The organism is Exiguobacterium acetylicum DSM 20416 (assembly GCF_000702605.1).
Lineage (GTDB): Bacteria > Bacillota > Bacilli > Exiguobacteriales > Exiguobacteriaceae > Exiguobacterium_A > Exiguobacterium_A acetylicum.
This window is the reverse complement of the sequence record NZ_JNIR01000001.1, coordinates 116,936-139,015: the sequence shown is the minus strand read 5'-3', so window position 1 is coordinate 139,015 and position 22,080 is coordinate 116,936. Positions and strand designations below refer to the sequence as shown.

Annotated in this window: 19 protein-coding genes, 1 tRNA gene and 1 pseudogene; 10 read left to right on the top strand and 11 right to left on the bottom strand. The window is 44.1% G+C overall.

Translation table 11 applies throughout. The features are described from left to right. Window positions 1-159: 159 nt before the first annotated feature. Window positions 160-3,300 (top strand): efflux RND transporter permease subunit, encoded by a 3,141-nt coding sequence (locus tag P401_RS0100660; RefSeq protein ID WP_029340799.1) that lies wholly within the window; start codon window positions 160-162, stop codon window positions 3,298-3,300. A 61-nt stretch (window positions 3,301-3,361) separates the two neighbouring features. On the opposite strand, the gene P401_RS0100655 is transcribed toward P401_RS0100660, so the two are convergent. Together P401_RS0100655 and P401_RS19090 are read right to left on the bottom strand one after the other, a co-directional pair. Then, window positions 3,362-3,838, bottom strand: a complete 477-nt coding sequence (locus P401_RS0100655; protein ID WP_023467153.1) for a hypothetical protein — start codon at window positions 3,836-3,838, stop codon at window positions 3,362-3,364. Window positions 3,839-3,903: 65 nt separating this feature from the next. Then, window positions 3,904-4,730, bottom strand: a pseudogene (locus P401_RS19090) (D-alanyl-D-alanine carboxypeptidase family protein). Window positions 4,731-4,946: 216 nt separating this feature from the next. Here P401_RS19090 and P401_RS0100645 point away from each other — a divergent pair. Both P401_RS0100645 and P401_RS0100640 read left to right on the top strand, forming a co-directional pair. Continuing rightward, complete coding sequence (locus P401_RS0100645) at window positions 4,947-5,492, top strand: methyltransferase family protein (RefSeq protein WP_023467151.1); 546 nt, start codon at window positions 4,947-4,949, stop codon at window positions 5,490-5,492. Between the two features lie 16 nt (window positions 5,493-5,508). Further along, a complete protein-coding gene (locus tag P401_RS0100640; RefSeq protein ID WP_029340798.1) occupies window positions 5,509-6,996 on the top strand; it encodes a phytoene desaturase family protein in 1,488 nt (495 codons plus the stop codon). A 60-nt stretch (window positions 6,997-7,056) separates the two neighbouring features. Here the strand turns inward: P401_RS0100640 and P401_RS0100635 are convergent, their stop codons facing one another. Genes P401_RS0100635 through P401_RS0100625 form a run of 3 tightly spaced genes read right to left on the bottom strand, consistent with a single transcriptional unit; the run spans window position 7,057 to window position 9,638 of the window. Beyond that, window positions 7,057-7,623, bottom strand: coding sequence for a histidine phosphatase family protein (locus P401_RS0100635; protein WP_034785891.1), 567 nt, complete (start codon window positions 7,621-7,623; stop codon window positions 7,057-7,059). Between the two features lie 13 nt (window positions 7,624-7,636). Continuing rightward, the gene (locus tag P401_RS0100630) at window positions 7,637-8,287 is read right to left on the bottom strand and encodes a response regulator transcription factor (protein WP_029340796.1); all 651 of its coding nucleotides are present in this window, start codon (window positions 8,285-8,287) and stop codon (window positions 7,637-7,639) included. 1 nt (window position 8,288) lies between these two features. Beyond that, window positions 8,289-9,638, bottom strand: a complete 1,350-nt coding sequence (locus P401_RS0100625; RefSeq protein WP_029340795.1) for a sensor histidine kinase — start codon at window positions 9,636-9,638, stop codon at window positions 8,289-8,291. 147 nt (window positions 9,639-9,785) lie between these two features. On the opposite strand from P401_RS0100625, the gene P401_RS0100620 reads away from it, so the two are divergent. Then, a complete protein-coding gene (locus P401_RS0100620) occupies window positions 9,786-10,337 on the top strand; it encodes a YdhK family protein (protein WP_029340794.1) in 552 nt (183 codons plus the stop codon). Between the two features lie 47 nt (window positions 10,338-10,384). Here the strand turns inward: P401_RS0100620 and P401_RS0100615 are convergent. Next, window positions 10,385-10,457 (bottom strand) — tRNA-Val (locus tag P401_RS0100615). 140 nt (window positions 10,458-10,597) lie between these two features. Continuing rightward, a complete protein-coding gene (locus P401_RS0100610) occupies window positions 10,598-11,224 on the bottom strand; it encodes a nitroreductase family protein (protein ID WP_029340793.1) in 627 nt (208 codons plus the stop codon). Between the two features lie 184 nt (window positions 11,225-11,408). Between P401_RS0100610 and yhfH the strand changes: the two genes are divergently transcribed. From yhfH to P401_RS0100585, 4 genes are all read left to right on the top strand, one after another. After that, window positions 11,409-11,555, top strand: coding sequence for a protein YhfH (gene yhfH, locus P401_RS18205; RefSeq protein ID WP_064505459.1), 147 nt, complete (start codon window positions 11,409-11,411; stop codon window positions 11,553-11,555). A gap of 395 nt (window positions 11,556-11,950) precedes the next feature. Then, window positions 11,951-12,592: a polysaccharide deacetylase family protein gene (locus P401_RS0100595; RefSeq protein WP_236627054.1), complete on the top strand. Its 642-nt coding sequence runs from the start codon at window positions 11,951-11,953 to the stop codon at window positions 12,590-12,592. 15 nt (window positions 12,593-12,607) lie between these two features. Continuing rightward, window positions 12,608-13,249 carry a YkyA family protein gene (locus P401_RS0100590; RefSeq protein WP_051656212.1) on the top strand — a complete coding sequence of 214 codons (642 nt, stop codon included), beginning with the start codon at window positions 12,608-12,610 and terminating at the stop codon, window positions 13,247-13,249. 100 nt (window positions 13,250-13,349) lie between these two features. Beyond that, entirely contained in the window at window positions 13,350-14,252 is a 903-nt protein-coding gene (locus tag P401_RS0100585; protein WP_029340790.1) for an EamA family transporter, read from the top strand. Between the two features lie 23 nt (window positions 14,253-14,275). Here the strand turns inward: P401_RS0100585 and nagE are convergent, their stop codons facing one another. The 3 genes from nagE to P401_RS0100570 form a co-directional block, all read right to left on the bottom strand. Next, entirely contained in the window at window positions 14,276-15,784 is a 1,509-nt protein-coding gene (nagE, locus tag P401_RS0100580) for an N-acetylglucosamine-specific PTS transporter subunit IIBC (protein ID WP_029340789.1), read from the bottom strand. A gap of 212 nt (window positions 15,785-15,996) precedes the next feature. Continuing rightward, entirely contained in the window at window positions 15,997-16,194 is a 198-nt protein-coding gene (locus tag P401_RS0100575; RefSeq protein ID WP_029340788.1) for a CsbD family protein, read from the bottom strand. Between the two features lie 154 nt (window positions 16,195-16,348). Continuing rightward, window positions 16,349-17,551 carry an ornithine--oxo-acid transaminase gene (locus P401_RS0100570; protein WP_029340787.1) on the bottom strand — a complete coding sequence of 401 codons (1,203 nt, stop codon included), beginning with the start codon at window positions 17,549-17,551 and terminating at the stop codon, window positions 16,349-16,351. A gap of 186 nt (window positions 17,552-17,737) precedes the next feature. Here P401_RS0100570 and P401_RS0100565 point away from each other — a divergent pair, with 186 nt between their 5' ends. Then, the gene (locus P401_RS0100565; RefSeq protein ID WP_029340786.1) at window positions 17,738-19,765 is read left to right on the top strand and encodes a putative bifunctional diguanylate cyclase/phosphodiesterase; all 2,028 of its coding nucleotides are present in this window, start codon (window positions 17,738-17,740) and stop codon (window positions 19,763-19,765) included. Window positions 19,766-19,822: 57 nt separating this feature from the next. Here P401_RS0100565 and P401_RS0100560 read toward each other — a convergent pair whose 3' ends face one another. Continuing rightward, window positions 19,823-21,220: a basic amino acid/polyamine antiporter gene (locus P401_RS0100560; protein ID WP_197499342.1), complete on the bottom strand. Its 1,398-nt coding sequence runs from the start codon at window positions 21,218-21,220 to the stop codon at window positions 19,823-19,825. Window positions 21,221-21,330: 110 nt separating this feature from the next. Between P401_RS0100560 and P401_RS0100555 the strand changes: the two genes are divergently transcribed. Further along, window positions 21,331-22,014, top strand: a complete 684-nt coding sequence (locus tag P401_RS0100555) for an MgtC/SapB family protein (RefSeq protein WP_029340784.1) — start codon at window positions 21,331-21,333, stop codon at window positions 22,012-22,014. The last annotated feature ends 66 nt before the right edge of the window (window positions 22,015-22,080 follow it).

Sequence of the window (22,080 nt, the reverse complement as noted above, 5' to 3'; positions counted from 1 at the left end):
TATTATAGCAGCATATCGAAAAGTGTAAAGCCTTTTTAACAAAAAAAATTATCTTTTTTCAAAATGATCTTTTTAAATAAAAACAGTTTTAAAGTTGCGGGTTCTATGAGTGTCCTCTACTATGTAAATAAGCACATATAAAAAGAAAGGAGCGTTCATATGAACTTTTTAACCCGATTTAGTTTGAAGAACTCGGTTGCTGTCTTCATCATTGCAATCCTATTGATTTTAGGAGGCGTGTATTCCTTCTCACAATTAAAAGTTGATCAGTTCCCGGAAATCGAGTTTCCTCAGATTTCAATCGAAGCGGTTTACCCTGGTGCATCACCTGACGATGTCGATAAACAAGTCGTCTCAAAGCTTGAAACTTCCCTTAAAGGAATTGAAGGGGCTACCAAGCTAACAAGTTCTTCTTATGAAAGTATCGGTATCTTAAACATCGAATTCCCGTTCGATACCGATATGGATAAGGTCGAACAACAAATCGATGCTGCCATCCAAGATGCGAATCTACCGGAGGAAGCAACGACGAAATTAAATCGTCTGTCCTTTGGATCGTTCCCGATCTATAATATCTCTTTCTTTAGCAAAGATGGCAAAGACATCGAAAAAATTCTAAAGGAAGATATCGAACCTGAACTTAATAAGATTCCAGGCATCAACAGCGTGTCGGTTGGTGGCTATAAGGATGATCTCGTTCAAATCACCGTCGATAAGGGAAAAGCGACGGAAGCGGGTCTCTCGCTCTCAAGCATCAAGGAACAAATTAATGGAAAGTATGTCTCGTTCCCATCTGGTCAGCTATCGGAAAACGATTCGAAAATTCCGATTCGTGTTGAGGAAAAATTAGAAAATCTAGATAAACTAAAAAATCTCCAATTGACACCTGCTGCAGGTGCGGCTAGTTCATCAAGTAACGGTCAAACAGGTGGTTCATCTGCTGGCGGTCCACCACAAGGGGCAACGCAAGGACCACCAAGTACAACAGGTGATGCAGCTGCAGATCAGGCTTCTGAACCTGCAGAACCGATTCGCCTAGAGGATATCGCAAAAATCGAAGCAGTCTCACAACAAAGTGAAAAAACACGTTACGATTTAAAAGATTCCTTATCGATGGCGATCACGAAAAAACAAGATGCCAATACGGTCGAAATCGCAGATGAAGTCACGAAGATCCTCAATAAATATGACGACCAAGTCGACTATACGATTGGGATTGATTCAGCGAAGGATATCGAGGAGTCCGTTGCGACACTCGTCAAAGAAGGATTACTTGGTGCCCTCTTCGCATCACTCGCAGTACTCTTATTCTTACGGAACTTACGTGCAACGATCATTGCCATCGTCTCGATTCCTTTATCATTACTCATCGCAGCGATCTTCTTGAACTGGCAAGATATCTCCCTGAACATCATGACACTTGGTGGGATGGCTGTTGCAGTCGGTCGTGTCGTCGATGATAGTATCGTTGTCATCGAGAACATCTTCCGGCGCGTCCGAAAATCCGAATCCGGTATGACGGATGAGATCATCGAACAATCGACGAAAGAGATTCTAAAAGCAATCACGTCATCGACGCTGACGACCGTCGTCGTCTTCCTACCGATTGGATTTGTCGGTGGGATTACTGGTAAGTTCTTCTTACCGTTCGCTTTGACGATTATTTTCTCATTACTTGCTTCACTACTTGTGGCAATCACGATCGTACCGATTCTCGCGAAGTTTGCATTCAAGAAGGTACCAGCGGAAGAAAAAGAAGGTGCTCTTCAACGTTGGTATGGCAAGCTGATTGAAAAATCACTCTCGCACAAGGCAATCATCTTGGTCGTATCGTTTGTCCTTCTCGGTGGTTCTTTGGCGATCGTACCGCGTCTCGGCTTTACGTTCATTCCGAACGAAGCATCGAAGACCTTGACGGCATCGCTTGAACTTCCTGCTGCTACATCACTTGAAAAAACAAGTGACGTTTCGTTTGAGATGGAAAAAATGTTCGACAAAGAACAAGCCATTGCTGACGTGACGACTTCTGTTGGAGCACGTGACTTCACGACAGGCTTACGTCTCGATAATAAAGCAAGTTATTTCTTGAATCTAAAAGACGGCGTAAACGTCGAGAAAACGATCAAATCACTTGAGACACAGATGGAAAACATCGCTCAAGATGAAAACGTCGATGTTAAAATCAGTGTGGCTGAACTATCAACAGGTGGTCCTCCATCGAATAACAACGTCGATGTCGACTTGTTCTCGAACGACCTCGAAGCTCTTCAAGAGGCGGCAAAACTCGTCGAGGATAACATGTCGAAAAATAATGATTTGAAATATATCACGAACAACTTCAGCGAAAAACAAAAGCAGTATCTCGTAGAAATCGATCCTGAGAAAGCAAGTGATCGCGGACTATCTGGTTTCCAGATTCTCGGTACCGTCAACGATCAAACGAAGCCTGTCACGGTTGGAACGCTCAATCTCGACAATAAGGATCAAGACGTACAATTATCTTATGAAGAAGGTCTCGTCTCAAAAGAAGATCTCGAAGATGTCCAACTCTTCTCAGCAAACGGTCCTGTCGCTTTGAAAGATGTTGCGAACGTCAATGAAGTCGAGACATTCACATCGATTCAGAAGCTCGATGGAAAAGTATATGCTCGCGTATCTGGACAGGTTAAAGGAGACGACGTTCAAAACGTTTCGAACGCTGTAAAAGCTGACGTCGAAAAAATCGATTTACCAGACGGTGTCTCGCTGACAAGTGGTGGTGGAAATGATGATACGGTCGAAATCTTCCAATCACTCGGAATCGCAATCGTCGTTGCGATCGGACTCGTGTACCTGACAATGTTGATTACGTTCGGAAAAGCTCGGATTCCGTTCATCATCTTGTCATCTCTGATCTTTGTTCCGATTGGTTCACTCGTCACACTCTTCCTTGCGAATGAACCATTGTCTGTTAGTGTCATGATCGGCTTCCTGATGTTGATCGGAATCGTCACCACGAACGCAATCGTTCTCGTCGACCGCATCGGTCAAAACGTCGGACGCGGTATGCCGATTCGCGAATCATTGATTGAAGCTGGTAAAACGCGATTACGCCCAATCCTGATGACCGCATTTGCAACAATCATGGCATTGGTACCACTCGCATTAACGACTTCTTCCGGAACATTGATCTCAAAAGGTCTTGCCTTGACGGTCATTGGTGGATTAACGACCTCTACGTTGTTAACACTTATCATCGTTCCTGTCGTCTACGAATTGTTCTTCTTTAAAAAAGCAAAAAAAGAACGTACGACTAAGTAAATGAACATGAAAGGAGCCTATCGCAATCAAAGCGATAGGCTCCTTTTCATTCTATAAGACCTTATGACTCTAACTGTTCATCCGTTCGTTCCAAAGTACCATCATGTTGCGCCACTAATCCATCGAGAACGGATGGTTCAAACTCTTCACCAATCGCGATGATTCCTGTTTGTCCAGGTGGAATGACACCGAGTGTCCGTTTGAATGTCTCTTGGATTTCTTGATTTTCCTTCATGTCTTTCGATCCGCCGATCAGCATACCCGTCATCGAACCAAGCAAGATGCCGAACGGTCCACCTAAGATACCAACGGCCATTCCGATCAAGGAACCTTTAACGGCGCGATTCGATCCACTTAGGTCTACAGCATCTTCAAATGAAAAAGCACCATTCTCATTTCGCTTGATGACAGCAATCTGTTCGAAATCGACTTGCCCTCGCGCATGATACTTTTTCAACTCACTGAACACTTGATAGGATGTCGCTTCTTCTTTGAACGTAAACGTCATGATGTGATGTTTCGCATCTTTTTTTGCCATTCGTTCCACCTCTTTCACCTGAGACGAATAACCGACTAAGTCAACATCCTCTATTTACCATATTTTTAAGAAGTCGAAACCTTTACTGGTTTCCATGGTGCGAGATGGAAATACTCTTCCATTGTTAGTCCACTGACTTTTAGGCGAGCGGCAAGCGTTGCTCCGACATACCGATAGTGCCAGCTCTCATACGTATAACCCGTCCAAGATTCTTTGCCCGATGGATAGCGGAGATGGAAGCCATAGCGGTGAGCATTCGCAAACAACCATTTTGCCTCTTTTGTTTTTGAAAAGCTGAACGTGGCGTATTTTGTTGAATCAGCGCCTCCGATATCAAACGCAAGACCAGTCTGGTGTTCACTTTTTCCAGGTTCCGCACTATACGTACTCGCCTTCTCATATCCATCACGCGCAACATATTTATCAAATAACGTTTTTGATAGGCATAAGAGCGATATGTACTAAATGCAACGAGCGTAATTCCCTCTTTTTTAGCCGCTATACGCATTTTCTCAAACGCTGCTCTTGCTTGTTGATTCTCACCAGGAGCGTACGTCGAGCGGAGCGCTAAGTTCTTATTCGCGATGAGGGTCTTACCGATCCGTTTTCCACCGATTTGTTCATCCGTCAGTAGATACTTCGTACTCGCATACCCAATCTTCGTACCATATTGTACTTTTGACCACGTACCGACTTTCGACAGTTCCGTCACATAGATCCCCGTCGGAATGACGGCAAGACTCGGTTGATCAATCGATGCTCCTTTACGCAAATGAAGGGATGTCTTTGCTTGTCGATAAGTAGAAGTCGATGCTTCGACCGTTGGTATATACACTGATGTACAGACCGCTGTTAATGTCAACGTCGTGATGAGTGTCGTGATGTATTTCATGAATCATTTATCTCCTTTATGCATGTTCTAATCTGCATCCATATTTTAGATTAGAATACCATTCTTTTTTTCAAACAGGGTTCTTTCGGAATGCTTGTCATGAAAATGAAGTATTTCTGAAGTTTTCTAAATGTAGCTTAAGGACGAATTACAATGGGTAAATAATGATGTATGCGTTTTCGAAACATGATTCTGATGTAGAAAGGAGTAGCGTACGTGTCACTTTGGGAATGGATTTTCAGTATTGGTAGTATCTGCTGGATTGGTGAGATGATTCGTTTCCGGAATCGCTCCGAGTCTAAGTCAGGCGCAGCAGAACAAGTTAGTTTTTATTTGATTTTCCTTGTCCTAAGCGGAACGATCGTCTGCGCTTTCCTCTTTGCGAATGAAACCGTTTCTTCTGTCATGCGCATCTCTTCATGCATTTTGTTATGGTGTGGTGTTTCCTTACGTCTATGGGGAATTCTCCACTTAAAGCAACAGTTCACTCGTCATGTCGTCGTGGCGTCTGGTGATCAGCTCGTCAGTAGCGGTCCCTATCGCTTTTTACGTCACCCGTTATATAGTGGATTGTTGTTGATTACGATGAGCTTCCCCCTGTTCACCGGTCAGTTCGGACTTTTCATTCTCTCTGGACTTCTGATGTTCATTTTCTTGCTCTACCGGATTCGAATCGAGGAAGCGATGTTAACGAAAGGTTTTGGACCTGCCTATACGGTATGGGCTGCGAAACGAAAACGATTGATTCCATTCATCTACTAAAGGAGAAGTGATTCATTTGAAGAAACGCGCAATTGTCATTGGAGCAGGTCTTGCTGGTATGTCTGCTGCCATTCGTTTGGCTGGAGATGGTTATGCAGTCACGATGCTTGAAAAGAATGCGAACGTCGGAGGGAAACTGAATCAACGTAGTGGAAAGGGATTTACTTTCGATACTGGTCCTTCCATCTTAACGATGCCTTGGGTACTGGAACAACTCTTCTCAAGCGTACATCGGAACTTAGATGATTACTTAGAAATCGAACGCATCGAGCCACAATGGCGCACATTTTTTGAGGATGGAACAAAAATCGATGTCAAAGGTGATTTACCTGGAATGCTTGAAGAAGTCGAACAAGTCTCGTCGCGGGCTGATTTCGTCGAATTGTTCCGGTATTCAAAACAAATGTACGACTTATGTCTCGACAGTTTTTATAAATACAGTCTTGAAGATTTAAAAGACTTAAAAAAATATCATACGATGTCTGATTTATTAAAGATGGACCCGATGAATACGGTCGCGACCGGAACAAAGAAACACCTCAATGATCCGTATCTCGAACAGCTGTTCAACTACATGGTCATGTATGTCGGTTCCAATCCTTATCAGGCACCTGCTGTCTTCAACCAAATGATTTATGTTCAAATGGGACTTGGCATCTATTATGTCAAAGGTGGGATGTACCAAATCGCGCGCGCCATGAAACGTTTGCTTGATGAGCTCCGTGTCACGGTTCATCTCAACTCACCCGTTGAACAAATCGTCCTTGAAAATAAAAAAGCGGTTGGCGTTCTATCGAACGGAACCTTCCATGCAGCCGACATCGTCGTCTCAAACCTTGAGGTCATTCCGACTTACGAACGGATTGTTCCTGAGAAGAAAGCCCGGAAACAGGCTAAAAAATTACAGGCATCGTTCGCCCCGTCCGTTTCTGGACTCGTATTACTACTCGGTGTAAATCGTGAATACAGTGGACTCGCGCATCATAATTTCTTTTTCTCGGAAAATCCGGAGCGTGAATTCGCCCAAATGTTTAAAGAAGGAACACCTCCTGAGGATCCGACGATTTACGTCGGTGTCTCGTCAAAATCTGACGCTTCCCAAGCTCCTGAAGGGAAGGATAACTTATTCGTCTTGACACACGTTCCACCGCTCACACTTCAAAAAGGTGAGGTCGACTGGGATGCGTATCGTGAAGTCGTTCTCGATAAATTGGAGCGGATGGGACTTCACGGTTTGCGTGAATCGATCGAGTTCGAATATCGCTTCACTCCAGAAGATTTGAAAGAATTGTACGGTCCAAACGGTGGATCCATTTATGGTGTCGCAGCCGATCGGAAGAAAAATGGTGGATTTAAGATTCCATCGAAGAGTGACTTGTACGAAGGACTTTATTTCGTTGGTGGGTCGACACATCCAGGCGGCGGTGTACCAATGGTCACCTTGTCCGGTCAATTAACAGCGGACTTGATCAAAAAACATGAAGGTGCTGTTCCTACACCTTAAGATTTCTTCAATTACAAAAGAGACGGAAACTGATTTACTCATCAGTTTCCGTCTCTTTTTTTACTTTGTATTCGCCAAAAGTGGTACGACTTGAATGTTCACCTGTTTTCCTACTTTCACATCCATTCGACACACAGCTGGCATCGGTAAGGACTTCCAAAATGCGTAATCAAACGTCGGATCAAATGTTTCTAAGAGTAACACCATGATGTTTCCGTGTGTTCCAAGAACAACTGTTTCGTCAGGATGCTTCTCCACTAGTTCGTCGATGAATTGCCGAATGCGTTGCGACGCTTCTTTATTCGTTTCGCCTCCATACGGATTTTCATCCGGATGTTGCCATACATATGTGACCGCTGCTTGAAAATCGTCAAGTTCTCCCGGTGCTAATAATCGCTCCCGTAGTTCCTCTATCTCAATGATTGGTTTTTGACGTGCCTCTGCGAGCGGTGCAATCGTCTCAATCGCTCGCTGATACGGACTACTACAAAATCTGTCAATTGGAATTTCTTGAAACGTTTCAAGTAAACGTTTCGCATCTGCTTGTCCTGTATCCGAAAGTGGACGTGTTCGCTCATCTGGTGAGTATGTCGAATGTGCGTGCCGTACAAAATAAAGTGTCGTCATATTTGAATCTCCCTTACTGGTGTGTCCAGCGGTATCCGATTCCGCGAACTGTTTCCAAATGCTGTTCAATCGGAAAACCGCAAACACGTAGTTTTTCTCTTAAATGTCTGATATGCGAGTCGATCGTCCGCTCGTCTACAGCCGCTTCCGCTCCCCATAACATCGTCGTTAGCTGATCACGCGTCCAAACACGTCGTGGAGAATCTAAAAATACACCTAACAACTCAAACTCCGTCTTCGTTAACGAAATCTTTTGTTGGAGGTAACTACAACGATAGCTTTCCCGGTCATAGGATAGACCATCATACTGTTGCTGTAATAAAACTTCCATTCGCCCGATCAGTTCCCCTTCTTGAATCGGTTTTGATATGTAATCATTCGCTCCCACTTCCCGTGTCCGAATGATGTCTTCCCGCTGATTCCGAGCCGTAACCATCAAGATTGGGGTATTAGAGTGTTCTCGAATGAGACGACAACATGTCCAGCCATCCATATCCGGCATCATGACATCTAGTAAAATCAGGTCGAATACGTGCTGACGGCAGAGATCAAGAGCTTGCTGCGCAGAATCCACAAGCTGACACGTGTACCCATACGGCTGAATATACAGTTTGAGCAGTTCAAGCATTCTCGGTTCATCATCTACGATCAATACATGCGGCATTTTATTTCTCCTTCCACTGCAGTGTCACTTGTGTTCCATGTCCAAGTTGACTCTTGATGTTCAATTCTGCACCATGTGTCTGAGCAATTGCTTCAACGATGGAGAGTCCGATTCCAGTTCCTCCATGTTTTCGAGAACGAGATGCTTCCGTTCGGTAGAGCCGTTTCGTTACATGAGGTAAAGATTCTGCAGCGATCCCTTCTCCTGTATCTTCGATTTGAATGAAAGCCCCTACTGCGTTGACACCATAACGAACGATAATTTTTCCCGACGTCGTATGTCGCCGTGCATTTTCAATGATATTCACGATCATCTGACGGAGCTGCTGAGCGTCACCCATCACTTCTAATCGCTCACCTTCTATCTCGAACGAAACATTTTCTTGTTCGATGTCTGGACGCATCAATCGTATCACTTGATGAATCAAGTCTTCGACATCGACAGGTTTTCGCTCCATCATAAAAGCATTGGCGTCAATTCGTGCTAGCCAAAACAATTGCTCAATCCATTCATTCATTTGCTGACTTTCTTCTCGAATGATCGTAATGTAGCGTTGTTGCTCATCCGGCGTCAACGTTTGGCGTTCGAGAATATCCGCGTATCCCTTTATATATGTCAATGGTGTTCGTAGTTCATGAGATACGGTTGCTAAAAATTCGGATCGTTCCCGATTCAAAAAATCGAGATCTTGTTTTAATTGCTGAATCGAACGCGCCAATTGTCCCAGTTCATCTTTTCGATCAATCGGCAACTCTCCACCTTCCCCATCCAATAGACGCGCTGTCGCTTTTTCCATCTGAATCAACGGACGAGAAATGAGTCGGGTCGTCCAAATGCTTGCCGCACCTGCTAATAAAAGCGCTAGCAGACCCACTTGGAAAAACTGCTGTTTCAACGGATCAAGTACGTGATCTACGATTTCTTTAGAAGCGAACATGAATACATGACCACGATGTTCCCCGTCAATGGTGATGGGACTGTCCGTCATTAAAAAGTCACGCATCGTCACGATTTTTCCTTGTTGACGGTAATCAAAATCCGTATGCTCTAACATGCTCTTCATCTCATTCGACAAAGGTCGTGACGCTTCGAGTTGTTTTCCATCTGCATCAGTGATCACCACAGTAAACGATGAATCTGCTTCCATCATGCTGACATGGCGCATCGTCGTTTGGTCATAGGAATCGACAAGGACATCACGGTGTGTATTTCCTCGGTTCAGTAAACCGTCTACTACTTCCTGCGTTCGTGTTTGAGACAACTGATAATACAATGTCCCGAACAACACACTGCCACAAATTAAAAATGCCGCAAGCACGATTCCTCCAACTGAGTATGAAATACGACGCATGACGATTCCTCCTTTTTCTCTCCACTTTTAGTATAGCTAAAAAAAACGCGATCGATGCAGACAAACGAAACTGTCACCTCATCTGCACACGATTTGCATATACGCTGGGTATAGTAAAGAAGACTAGTGACTTCAGGAGGGTTATATATGAAAAAATCATTGACATTAACCGCACTTGCTCTTAGTTCTACGCTTTGGCTCGGTGCATGTGGATCCGCCAATAACGATGGAAGTAATAGTGACTCACACGATATGTCTCATGGAGATATGATGCATTCGAGCGACGGAAAGCTACCATCCGGTTTAAAGGAAGCCAGTGATCCGACTTATCCGAAAGGAAGCAACGTCACGTTGACGACGGATCATATGGACGGTATGGACGGAGCTAAAGCAACGATTGCGGGAGCTTACGATACCGTCGTCTATGCGATCAGTTACAAACCGACTACTGGTGGAAAGATGGTGAAAAATCATAAATGGGTCATTCAGGAAGAACTCGATCCCGTTCCAACTAAGCCACTGCAAGTTGGTGATGAAACGACTGTCAAAGCGGATCATATGAAAGGTATGGATGGAGCAAAAGCGACGATTGATGAAGTAAAGAAAACGACGGTCTACATGGTGAACTATGAACCGACGGACGGTGGAGAGATGGTGAAAAACCATAAATGGGTCACAGAGGATGAGATAAAGAAATAATAAAAAAAGCCCGCTTTTCCTTTAAAAGGAGAAGCGGGCTTTCGGTATGATTCTGACTGGGCTCGAACCAGCGACCTCTACCCTGTCAAGGTAGCGCTCTCCCAGCTGAGCTACAGAATCATGTTTGCAGTACGTTATGTACTTGCTAGGACATGTATTAATATATCAAGAAACTAAAAGGCTGACAAGTCTTTTTCCGAAAAAAATAAAAAAAAATTAAAATGGAGGAATTGAACCCCACTTCCTCCATTTTGAATGACTTACAGGAATGTTGATACTTGATCGATCGGTAAACGTAGTGCGGGACGTTTTTTCGCATCTTCGACCGCTTTACCAACAGCAATTAACATGACCGGTACATACCGTGACTCGGTGATGAACGTTTCCGCAAAACGTTGATGATCAAATCCGCCCATTGCGAGTGTTGATAATCCACGTGTTTCTGCCGCAAGCATCAATTGCATCGCAGCAAGACTCGCATTCGACATTGCCGCGTCGCGACCGTATGCTTCACTTTGATAAGCGCCCTCTACTTGTGCCTTGATCGAATCGAACAAATCCTCTGTCATGCCACCTGCTTCTACTGCCGGACCATAAACCGGATTGTAGTTTCGATTAGCTTGAACATCACCTAAGATTGCAATGACTGCTGAAGCCGAAGTGATAGCCGGCTGATTATAAGCAATCGGTGCAAGTTGCTGCTTCGCTTCTTCCGAATGAAAGACCGTGAAATGCCAGTGTTGCAAATTCCAAGCACTCGGCGCCGCTGTCGTCCATTCTAATAGTTCTTCCACTTCCTGTTTTGAAAGCTTGAACGTTTCGTCGTAATGGCGAACGGAACGTCTTTCTGTTAAGACACGCATTGTATCAAGTGTTGCCTGTGTCATGTATAAATCCCCCTTATCATTATCAGATTACTTAGATATCGTAGCATGTCTCTTTTTCATTGTCCTCTATCAGTACTTCAAACGCCTTTACTGTTATAAAACAATTGTTGACTTTACACTTCTGTACTAATACAATGAAAACAAGATAAAAATCATTGCGTTTACTTTGAAGGAGGAAAAACACATGGAACAACCCCTTTACCAAGAAGCATCTGCTGCATTCTATCGTGAACTTCCCGTCAAGACGTGTGCCCATTGCGGAAAAGAGATGGATGAACAATGTGAATCCTATCAAACGGAATGCGATGAGTGTGCTGTAACAGAACACTAATAACACATGAAACAATCACTTAATTAGTGGTTGTTTTTTTATTTCTTGCAAACTCTTTCTAAATAAACCGATATTTTTTAGAAAAATCGATTTATCGTCATCTTTTTGTCATCTGTTTGTTACAAAAGAAACAGTCAGAATGTTACATTATCTGTATATGATATTTTTTGACAAAAGGAGCGACAGACAACGATGGATCCATTCACCTCAAGCCACGCTAGCGAACTCGGTCCACGACCGCGTACAAAAAAAGAAAGTTTTTCCCACGTTTTTTCTTACTTCTCACACTTGTTTTTCTCGGAGTTGGAGGATATGTCGCTTACCGATACGTTTTTACTCCTGAGCAACAATCCATTACGACAGGTAAATCCATTACTGAAGTACCTGTCGTCAATATGGAAAAAGCACGCGTGGAAAAATGGAATGGTGTAACAAAAAAAGTCGCCTATTTAACATTCGAAGATGGTCCATCTGCATTAACACCGGACTTACTTCGAACATTGGATCAACTTCAGACTCGTGCCACTTTCTTTTATCTCGGATCACAAGTAGAGGCTTTTCCGCAAGAAGTCAAAGCTGCTGCTAAAGCTGGACACTATATCGGATTACACGGGGAAACGCATGATTACGATACATTGTACGAAAAAGGAAAGTATGTCTCAGAGATGCAAAGTGTTCAGAAGAAAATCCATGAGTTGACGAAGCTAACACCACATTTGACACGACCACCTTATGGCTCTGATCCAGGCATCACGAAAAAAATGGCATCTGCCATTCATTCAGCAGACTTTCGTGTGTGGGACTGGTCGATCGATTCAATGGACTGGTATTACAAAGATAGTGCAAAAGAAGTAGCAAATACGGTCATTCGACGAGCAGAACGTCCGTTTGAAATCATACTCTTACATGAACAACCACAAGCCATCAAAGCACTTCCAGCCATTGTTGCCGGACTTCAGAAAAAAGGCTATCAATTCGCGATTTATGATGAAGATTTCCATATTCCGTACAATTTCGCGCAATACTCGAATTTATAAGGAGTTACTATTCAGATGAAAAAATCATTCGTAGCAGTATTGTTCCTGTCGAGCTTCGGACTCGCTGCCTGCTCCAACGATTCACCAGCTTCTCTTCATGAACAGCTAGAGCAACAAGTCGAAGGTGAAGAGAAGGCATTCACGCTAGCTGATCAACGTGCTCGTCAGGACGAAATTTCAGTTAATACGTACCAAGCCGTTCTTGATGCAGGTGCTGAAGAAATCAAACGCTCTCAAAATGAACGAGAGGAATTAGAAGCCTTAAATGACGAACGGCTTGTTCTATTAAAACAAGAAGACACGTTACGTAAAGAAATGTACGCTACACTCGATCTTGAAGAATTGAAGGATGCTGTCAACAAGCTTGATGGTAAAGCAAAAACAGAAGGAACTGCCTTAGTGGCAATCATCAAGGAACGCCAGCAGACGTTTCAAACGTTCTCGAAAACGTATCGACAAGCGATGGACGCTGAAAAGAAAATGCTTTCACGCTTGACGAAAAAACCGGATTTCGTTAAGATTGATGAGTCAACAGCGGATTTAAATCGTTTAACACGGAAAGCTACCGCGTCATTAAAGAAGTGGAATGCGCTGACCGTTCAATATAATCAAACGAAAACCCGGCTGTATCGTTTGCTCGACACATCAACTCAATAAATCACACAGGTTGCAACCAAACCCTGTCCAAAAAACCTGGACAAGGCCCCGTTGCAACCTTTTTTGCGTGGTTTTTACTAAAAATGGAGGGAATTTATTCATGCATCGCTCAAAAGCAACTTTATTCGTTCTCATCGGCGCTATCAGTTATGGTGTCCTCTCAACGATCGTCAAACTCGCTTATGCCGCTGGATTCAACTCAGCAGCCGTTTCAGGTAGTCAATTTTTCTTCGGCTGGCTCATGATTTTCGGACTTGCCTTATTTACGAAAAACCTTCGTCTCGATCTCAAAACAGCTGGTCTTCTCATGCTGATTGGTATCTCAAGCGGTACAACCGGTTATCTCTATTACCAAAGTCTTCAGACCGTATCGGCATCCGTTGCGATCATTCTCTTATTCCAATTCACTTGGATTGGTGTCATCATTGATGCTCTCGCATTCAAACGTTTACCATCTCGCGCGCACTTCCTGTCTGCGATTCTACTGATTGGTGGAGCCATTCTCGCGAGTGCTGCTTACTCGAGCCCACTCGACCTGCGTGGAACATTATTCGGTCTTGGAGCGGCTGTTAGTTTCTCGATTTTCCTACTGGCTAGTGGACGCGTTGCCAATCATCTACCCGTCATAAAGAAAAGCTTCTATATGATGACAGGTGGTCTTGCTTTTGTCATGATCATGTATCCACCGACGACGTTCTTGTCTTCTGCGAATTTCGAAAACGGTCTTCTTCTGTATGCAATTCCACTCGGTCTATTCGCGTTGATTTTGCCACCACTCTTATTTGCTGCGGGTGCGCCTCATTTGTCTCCAGCCAGCGTCTCTTTACTGGGTGCGGCAGAATTACCGACAGCAGTCATCTGTTCTGTATTAATTTTAGGTGAACATCTGATGAGCTCTCAATGGATTGGAATCGTCATCATCTTGATTGGAATCTTTTATCCGATCTATCGGTCAAGCAAAACAGCACCTGTTGCGAACGTACAGCAAAACGACCTTTCCTAAGCTCAGGAAAGGTCGTTTTTTCTTTACTTCTGTCGCTTCATCGCATCCGCAACGAATTCAACATCTGTGCCAATGATGATTTGAACACTTGTCGCACCCATCTTCATGACACCTTTTGCTCCAGCCGCTTTAATCGCTGCTTCATCAATGATACTTGGATCCTTGACTTGGAGACGTAAGCGTGTCGCACAGTTATCAATCGACGTGACGTTGTCTGTTCCTTTCAATCCGGCAAAAATTTGAGCTGCTTGTTGTTCATATTTATCGTCTGAGTCTGTCAGAACGACTCCCGTGTCTGTGACGAGCGATTCATCTTCGCGACCTGGTGTCTTCAGATCAAATTTCGTGATCATGAAGTAGAATAGGAAGTAATAGACGACCGCGAACGCGAGACCAACCGGGATGAGAAGTAATGGTTTTGTGGCAATCCCGAAGTTCAAGGCATAATCAATGAAACCAGCCGAGAAGGAGAAGCCATGTAAAATACCGAGTAAGTTAACGATGGCCATCGATAGACCTGTTAAAACTGCATGAATGACATATAAAACAGGTGATAAGAACATGAACGAGAACTCGATTGGTTCCGTGATCCCTGTCAAGAAGGACGTCAGTCCAAGACCAATCATCGCTCCAGCAACTGCTTTTCGATTTTCTTTACGCGCAGCCATGACAATCGCAAAAGCTGCAGCCGGTAAGGCAAACATCATAATTGGGAAGAAGCCCGCTTGATAAATCCCAGCTGTCGGATCTCCAGCGAAAAAGCGTGCGATGTCGCCATTCGCGACTGTACCATCTGCTTTTTCATATGAACCGAAGACGAACCAGAAAATATTATTCAAGACGTGGTGTAAGCCGACAGGAATCAAGAGACGGTTAAAGAATCCAAACAGAGCAGCGCCTCCTGCACCAAGACCAACCATCCATTCACCAGCACCGTTGATGCCTTGCTCGATGAACGGCCAGACATAACCAAAGATGAAAGCAAGTACGAGCATGACCGCTGATGTAATGATTGGAACGAAACGACGACCACCGAAGAATGCTAACCAATCCGGTAACTTAATGTTGTAGAACCGATTGTATAGAAGTCCTGCGACGATACCCGCGATGATTCCACCGAATACCGCCATATTAACGGTCGATCCGAGTGTCGCCTGATTCGCGATCGAACCAAGTGTCGCTCCGTCGACCTTGGTCGAGGAATCATTGACGATTGCGGCAATCGCATCATATTTTGCTTGAATCTGTGCACTGGAATACTCCTTGTTCATCGAGTCAACGCCGTTCTTTAAGACGAGATACCCAATGGCTCCGGCAAGACCCGCTGCCCCACTTGCATCGATCGATAGACCAATGGCGACACCGATGGCAAATATTAATGGAAGGTTATCAAAAATAGCCCCTCCTGCTGCTACCATCAACGGAATATCTAGCATATCCGCCGAACCTAATCGGAGCACGATTCCGGCAGCTGGTAATACTGCGATTGGTAACATCAAAGCTTTACCAATGCGTTGTAGAAACTGCAACATACCTTTCACCCTTTCTTGAATAAACGATAATGACAGAACAATGTAAACGCTTTTACGTTTTTTATTATTCCATATAAACATCTAAATGACTAGACCTTTATACAAATTACTCATTATCTTTTTTTAGTGATATAAAAATTTATTATAGCAGACACTAAAAACCGGACTAGAGTTACCCTCCAGTCCGGTTTTTCTATTAAGTTGCAACCGTCTTAGCGACGATTCGTATCTTCGAAATTTTGTTGGACGTTTCCGACCGTTTTCTTCGCGTCACCTTTAACTTGATCTTTTTTACCTTCGCGTTCTGTTGATTTATCGCCTGTTGCTTTCCCAAGCGCTTCTTTCGCTTTACCTGCTACTTTATCGACGAGACCATCTGCTTTTTTATTGAGACCACTGTTGTTTGACATAACCATTACCCCCATTTAAAAGTTTTTTTTGCGATAGTTGTCTGTTCCCTTGTCACTGATTTTCAAACTTTTCTTTAATCAAAATCGACACTTTCCTAAACAAAAACAACAGTGAACGTCCTGTCCACTGTTGTTTAATCTGAAGCTATTCTTTTTATTGGGCGACGGAAACACCTAACACTTGTTCAATCCGTTCGAACGCCCAATCCAACTCTTCTTTTGTAATGACGAGCGGTGGTGCAAAGCGAATGACTGTCTCATGCGTTTCTTTACAGAGCAAGCCTTTTTCTTTTAACGCTTCGCAATATGGTCGTGCTGCTTCTGTGAGTTCAACACCAATGAACAATCCACGACCACGTACTTCTTTAATCATCGGGTTGTTGATTTGTTTTAACTTCTCCATGAAATACGTACCGAGTTCGAGTGAACGTTCCGGTAACTTTTCGTCTTCTAATACTTCAAGTGAAGCAATCGAGACGGCACAAGCGAGTGGATTGCCACCAAACGTCGAGCCGTGTGAGCCTGGATTGAAGACGGAAAGGACATCTTTATTCGCAGCCACACATGAGATTGGGAATACACCACCACCCAGTGCTTTACCAAGAATGTACATGTCTGGTGTTACCTCGTCCCAATCAGAAGCAAACCATTTACCGGAACGACCGAGTCCAGACTGAATCTCATCCGATACGAGCAACACGTTTTGCGCACGACAAACTTCTTGCGCGTCTTTTAAGAAACCATCGTAAGGAATTAAGATGCCTGCTTCGCCTTGAATCGGTTCCAAGATGAATGCCGCTGTATTTTCAGTGATCGCCTGTTTTAATGCCTCAAGATCGCCGTAAGGAATCGTCTTGATTCCAGGAAGAAGCGGTCCAAATCCCCGCTGGTATTCTGCTTCCGTCGACATCGAGACGGCTGTCATCGTCCGACCATGGAAGTTTCCTTCACAAACGATGATTTCAGCGTCACCTGGGATTTGTTTGACTTCATATGCCCAACGTCGTGCTGCTTTCACTGCTGTCTCGACAGCTTCCGCACCCGTGTTCATCGGTAATACCATATCTTTTCCCGTCAATTGTGCGACTTTTTCATAAAAGAAGCCCAGTTGATCATTATGGAAGGCGCGTGACGTCAAAGTAATCTTATCTGCCTGACGTTTGAGAGCGTCAATGATTTTGGGATGACGATGTCCTTGGTTGACTGCTGAATAGGCACTCAGCATATCCATATACCGACGTCCTTCAGGATCCGTAACGAAGACACCCTCCGCCTCTGAGATGACGATTGGGAGTGGATGGTAGTTATGTGCTCCGAACTGTTCTGTCTGTTGAATGATTTTCTCTGTTTGATTCATCGAAATTCCCCCTCATAACTCTTTAGAAAACGCTTTCAATGTTATTATAGCAGATTTTTTCATAGAATCTTCACTTAAAAAGTATCCAAGCGAAAGGATTCTAGTGCGTAAGAATTGAATATATCGGGAAAAGACAAGACAAGTGAACCGTCATCTCTTTTCATTATAAAGGAGCGTGCGCACGTAATGGACCGTTCGACCATTGATTCCTATGAAGTCGTCATTCAAGAATTCCCTTTACCCGCTTTCATATTGAATACTGATTTGACCATCCGCTCTTGGAATAATCTAGCCGAACAGCAATGGGGCTGGACACAACAGGAAGTCGTGGGTCAGACTGTTCCACTTCTTGAACGGGAAGACATGGCATTCAGTCAACAGATTTGGCATGCCTTCTTGGAGCGCCGTCAATCCGTCCAATTACCGAATGCCTCCTTGTTGCATAAGACGGGCACTTCTGTAACATCAACTCTCCTTTTGTCTCCTTTACTTGATCATACAGGAACCGTTATTGCCGCTTTTGCTTGCTGTATCCCTTCAGCTGAGCAACAAACGAAAATGAAACCACTCTTCCAAGGATTGATGGATTTGCGTCATGCATTCGATCAGATTGCTTCTGTCGCCGTCTTCGATGCACGGGGAACGATCACGTACGTGAATGATCAACTCATCGATGTGACAGGATATTGCTCTGAGATGCTTCTCAACCAGCCTTGGTCACTCATATTAGATCCATCCAGTTCTGTCGTTTCGGAGATTCGTGCACAACTTCGTGAACGAAAAGCCTGGTCTGGTCGCCTTAGCCTCACTTCGCAAACGGGTGAACGAAAACATCTCCAAGCGACGCTCATTCCAATCTATGATGCGAACGGCGTTCGTTTTCAGCACCTGTTCATCGGGAACGACATCACGGAAACAACAGCACTTGAAGAAGAACTCGATTTTTTAGTGCATCATCATGAGATGACGCATTTATTAAATAAACGTGGATTTTTACGCGAAGGTGAAGCATTATTCCGCTCTGCTGCGTCGCATGATCCGATTGCCCTCATCTTGTTCGATATCGATCGTTTCAAAGTGATCAATGATTCGTTTGGAACACACGTCGGTGATCAACTACTTCAAGCAATGGCAACGCGCCTTTTGCAACATACGACAGGTATACTCGCTTTTCATCCGACGAGTGATCTATTCGGCGTCTTGTTACCTGCACCGTCGAGCAATCTGCTTTTCCAATATGCTCGGAAATTACAACAAGCACTGCAGCGCCCTTATTACATCAATGGTCACTCACTGATCGTTTCTTGTACGTTCGGGATCACCGTCTATCCATCGGAAGCCAAAACACTGGAGGATTTATATCGCCGCTCCGAAACAGCTCTATACGCAGGAAAATCAATTGGTACCGGAACGATTCAGTACTTAACACACGAGATGGACACACAATTCACACGTAAAATCCAACTCGAACGATCCCTCTTCACGGCACTCGAAGATCAATCCCTATATCTTGCTTATCAACCAATCATTGAACTTCAGACACAAGCCGTTAAAGGCTTCGAAGCGTTATTACGCTGGAATCACACGGCACTCGGGAGTATTCCACCAGATGAATTCATTCCACTCGCTGAAGAAACTTCACTGATCACACCAATCAACAACTGGGTCATCATCGAAGCATGTGAACAGCTCGCAAAATGGCACCAGACGATTGATCCTAAACTGACGATGGCAATCAATATCTCACCGCATCAGTTCCAAAGCGACTCCTTCATTCGTACATTACAACACATCGTAACAGAACGACTGATATCACCATCTTCGATTACTTTGGAGATGACGGAAAACATCGCGATTCTCCAGACGCAACGAACGGTCGAACGCATGCACCTCATCAAGTCGCTCGGCTTCCGTTTATCAATCGATGATTTCGGTACCGGTTATTCTTCTTTGCAGTATCTCAGTGCTTTTCCAATCGACGAATTAAAAATCGATAAAGTATTCATTGATGGTCTGGCGACAAATGACCACGCCTTGCTCGATTCCATCATTCAACTTGGTCACAACTTAGAGTTGAATCTTGTCGCTGAAGGTGTTGAGACAGAACACGCGTTAGATTATCTAAAAACGACATCGTGTCAGCATATGCAAGGGTTCATTTTCTCTGAACCTCTATCTGTACAGGATGTCGAAAAACGATTCTTAGCACCTTAATCAAAAAAGAAGTCACGGTGGATGAAAATCACCGTGACTTCTTTTGCATATCGTTTCTTACAATTGAATTTCTCCTACAACCATTCCGTAAACGGCTACTCCTGCTAAGACAACAAGAACCATACTGGCAATCCACTCATAACGTGACATGCCCGTCCGTTGCTGTTCTCGCTCTGCTAAAGCATATGCGAGAATCCCTGGAGCATAGACTAATGCCGCGATGACGATGTACCAGATACCCGACGCATAGACGAGCCAAATCGAATACGCTGATGCGATGATGGAGAAAAGTAACATTTTCTGATTGCGCTCTTCTCGCGATGTCCGAATGCTATACAATGCTGATAACAAATACGGTAATAACGCACAAATCCCAGCGATACTCGACAGGACAAGATAGGTTTGCGCTGAGAAAAGCGCGATTCCTGCGACAACTTGTGTCGCGATTTGTGTAATCAACAGCGCGCCGACTGGAGCACCTTTCCGATTCGTTTTTGCGAATGCTTTCGGAAATGCACCGTCTTTTGCCACAAGATACGAAATCTCCGATGCGAGAATCGTCCATCCGAGAAGTGCACCGGATAGTGAGATAATCAAACCGATCATGATGATCGTCGCACCGATTGGTCCAATCGCTGCCTCTAATACATATGCCATCGTCGGTTCTTTTAATCCAGCTAGTTGTTCTTGACTGAGCACTCCTAGTGATAGAACGGAAATTAAGATATAGATGACTAGAACGCCAACAAGTCCCGTCACTGTCGCTTTCCCGACATCACTTCGATTTTTAGCACGACTTGATAAAACGACCGCCCCTTCAATTCCAACGAACGCCCAAAGTGTGACGAGCATCGTTCCTTTTACTTGATCGAAGATCGAACCGAGTTCTGTTCCCTCTCCCCAAATATCCAAATTAAACGTTTTGATATTAAAGGCGATTCCTACTAGAAGAATGAAAATCAAGATCGGAACGAGCTTTGCGATCGTCGTAATCAGATTGACGAGTGTCGCTTCCTTAATTCCGCTCGAGACGAGCCAGAACAATCCCCAAATGACGACCATACTCATCAAAAGAAGGAATATTCGATTTTCTGCTGCGAAAATCGGGAAGAAATAACTAATCGCATTAAACACGAGCGTGATATTCGCAACTGTTCCGATCCACGCCGATACCCAGTATCCCCAAGCACTGTTAAAGCCGACGAAACGTCCGAACCCTTCACGCGCATAGGCATAGATACCGCCTTCGAGCTCTGGTTTACTATTGGCGAGATGTTGGAATACTAACGCGAGCATGATCATCCCAATCCCCGTAATACTCCAGCCGATGAGGATAGGTCCTGCACTTGCACTTTGAGCCATTGCACCAGGAAGGTTAAAAGCTCCTCCACCGACCATGGAACCGATGACCATTGCAGCGAGAGCAAAGAACCCGATTTTTTGTTGATTCATGATGAGACACTTCCTTTTTCGTATATCTATTACATCTTACGTATATTCATTCGAAAGACACAAAAGTCATTATAACAAATCACCTTTTAAAGTAAAGAAAGGATTTGAGACGAATGAACTGGATTCATGTATTTCAGCTCGAAGACCTTCTAAAACTCCTATTAGCCGCTACACTTGGAATTTTCATCGGATTCGAGCGTGAAATCAAAAATAAACCGGTTGGTATACGCACTAGCCTCGTAATTACCCTGATCAGTTGCCTGTTAACCATCGTTTCCATCAAATCGGTCTTACTCTACCATGACATGGCGACGAATGTTCAGATGGATCCGATGCGTCTCGTCGCCCAAATCATTACCGGAATTGGTTTTATCGGCGCTGGTGTCATCTTACGTCGACCGCATGATATCGTCAGCGGATTAACGACTGCCGCTATTATTTGGAGTGCAAGCGGGATTGGAATCGCTGTCGGTGCAGGTTTCATCTGGGAGTCGATTTTTCTCGTTCTCTTTCTCTTCCTCTTACTGGAAGGCTTAACTCGGATGATGGGGCGTATCAACAATAGTCGGTTCGAAGCAAATGTCCTCGTTGCGCATCTCTTACTTCCTTCCGGACTTGATCCGACAGACATCGTTCTTGCTCTAGAGCGTAAAGGTGTACGTATTACGAATATGCGATTACGTGGTAATCCCGTTCGATTGACGTTACGAATGTATTCCCCGCATAAGCTGACCTTATTCCTACTTTATGACTATTTAAAATCGCTTGGAATTGAGGAGATAGACCTTGATCAGTGAGAATTATCTGAAAATTTATGTTGCATTTTTAATCACTTTCACTTAAATTAACAATATGTTCACATT

Bases quoted from the DNA above. Each gene is read 5' to 3' on its own strand.
- P401_RS0100585 (WP_029340790.1), top strand. From the start codon at position 13,350: ATGCATCGCTCAAAAGCAACTTTATTCGTTCTCATCGGCGCTATCAGT.
- P401_RS0100625 (WP_029340795.1), bottom strand. From the start codon at position 9,638: ATGCGTCGTATTTCATACTCAGTTGGAGGAATCGTGCTTGCGGCATTT.
- P401_RS0100565 (WP_029340786.1), top strand. From the start codon at position 17,738: ATGGACCGTTCGACCATTGATTCCTATGAAGTCGTCATTCAAGAATTC.
- P401_RS0100570 (WP_029340787.1), bottom strand. From the start codon at position 17,551: ATGAATCAAACAGAGAAAATCATTCAACAGACAGAACAGTTCGGAGCA.
- P401_RS0100635 (WP_034785891.1), bottom strand. From the start codon at position 7,623: ATGACGACACTTTATTTTGTACGGCACGCACATTCGACATACTCACCA.
- P401_RS0100620 (WP_029340794.1), top strand. From the start codon at position 9,786: ATGAAAAAATCATTGACATTAACCGCACTTGCTCTTAGTTCTACGCTT.
- P401_RS0100575 (WP_029340788.1), bottom strand. From the start codon at position 16,194: ATGTCAAACAACAGTGGTCTCAATAAAAAAGCAGATGGTCTCGTCGAT.
- yhfH (WP_064505459.1), top strand. From the start codon at position 11,409: ATGGAACAACCCCTTTACCAAGAAGCATCTGCTGCATTCTATCGTGAA.
- P401_RS0100655 (WP_023467153.1), bottom strand. From the start codon at position 3,838: ATGGCAAAAAAAGATGCGAAACATCACATCATGACGTTTACGTTCAAA.
- P401_RS0100610 (WP_029340793.1), bottom strand. From the start codon at position 11,224: ATGACACAGGCAACACTTGATACAATGCGTGTCTTAACAGAAAGACGT.
- P401_RS0100660 (WP_029340799.1), top strand. From the start codon at position 160: ATGAACTTTTTAACCCGATTTAGTTTGAAGAACTCGGTTGCTGTCTTC.
- P401_RS0100630 (WP_029340796.1), bottom strand. From the start codon at position 8,287: ATGCCGCATGTATTGATCGTAGATGATGAACCGAGAATGCTTGAACTG.
- P401_RS0100590 (WP_051656212.1), top strand. From the start codon at position 12,608: ATGAAAAAATCATTCGTAGCAGTATTGTTCCTGTCGAGCTTCGGACTC.
- P401_RS0100595 (WP_236627054.1), top strand. From the start codon at position 11,951: ATGGAAAAAGCACGCGTGGAAAAATGGAATGGTGTAACAAAAAAAGTC.
- nagE (WP_029340789.1), bottom strand. From the start codon at position 15,784: ATGTTGCAGTTTCTACAACGCATTGGTAAAGCTTTGATGTTACCAATC.
- P401_RS0100555 (WP_029340784.1), top strand. From the start codon at position 21,331: ATGAACTGGATTCATGTATTTCAGCTCGAAGACCTTCTAAAACTCCTA.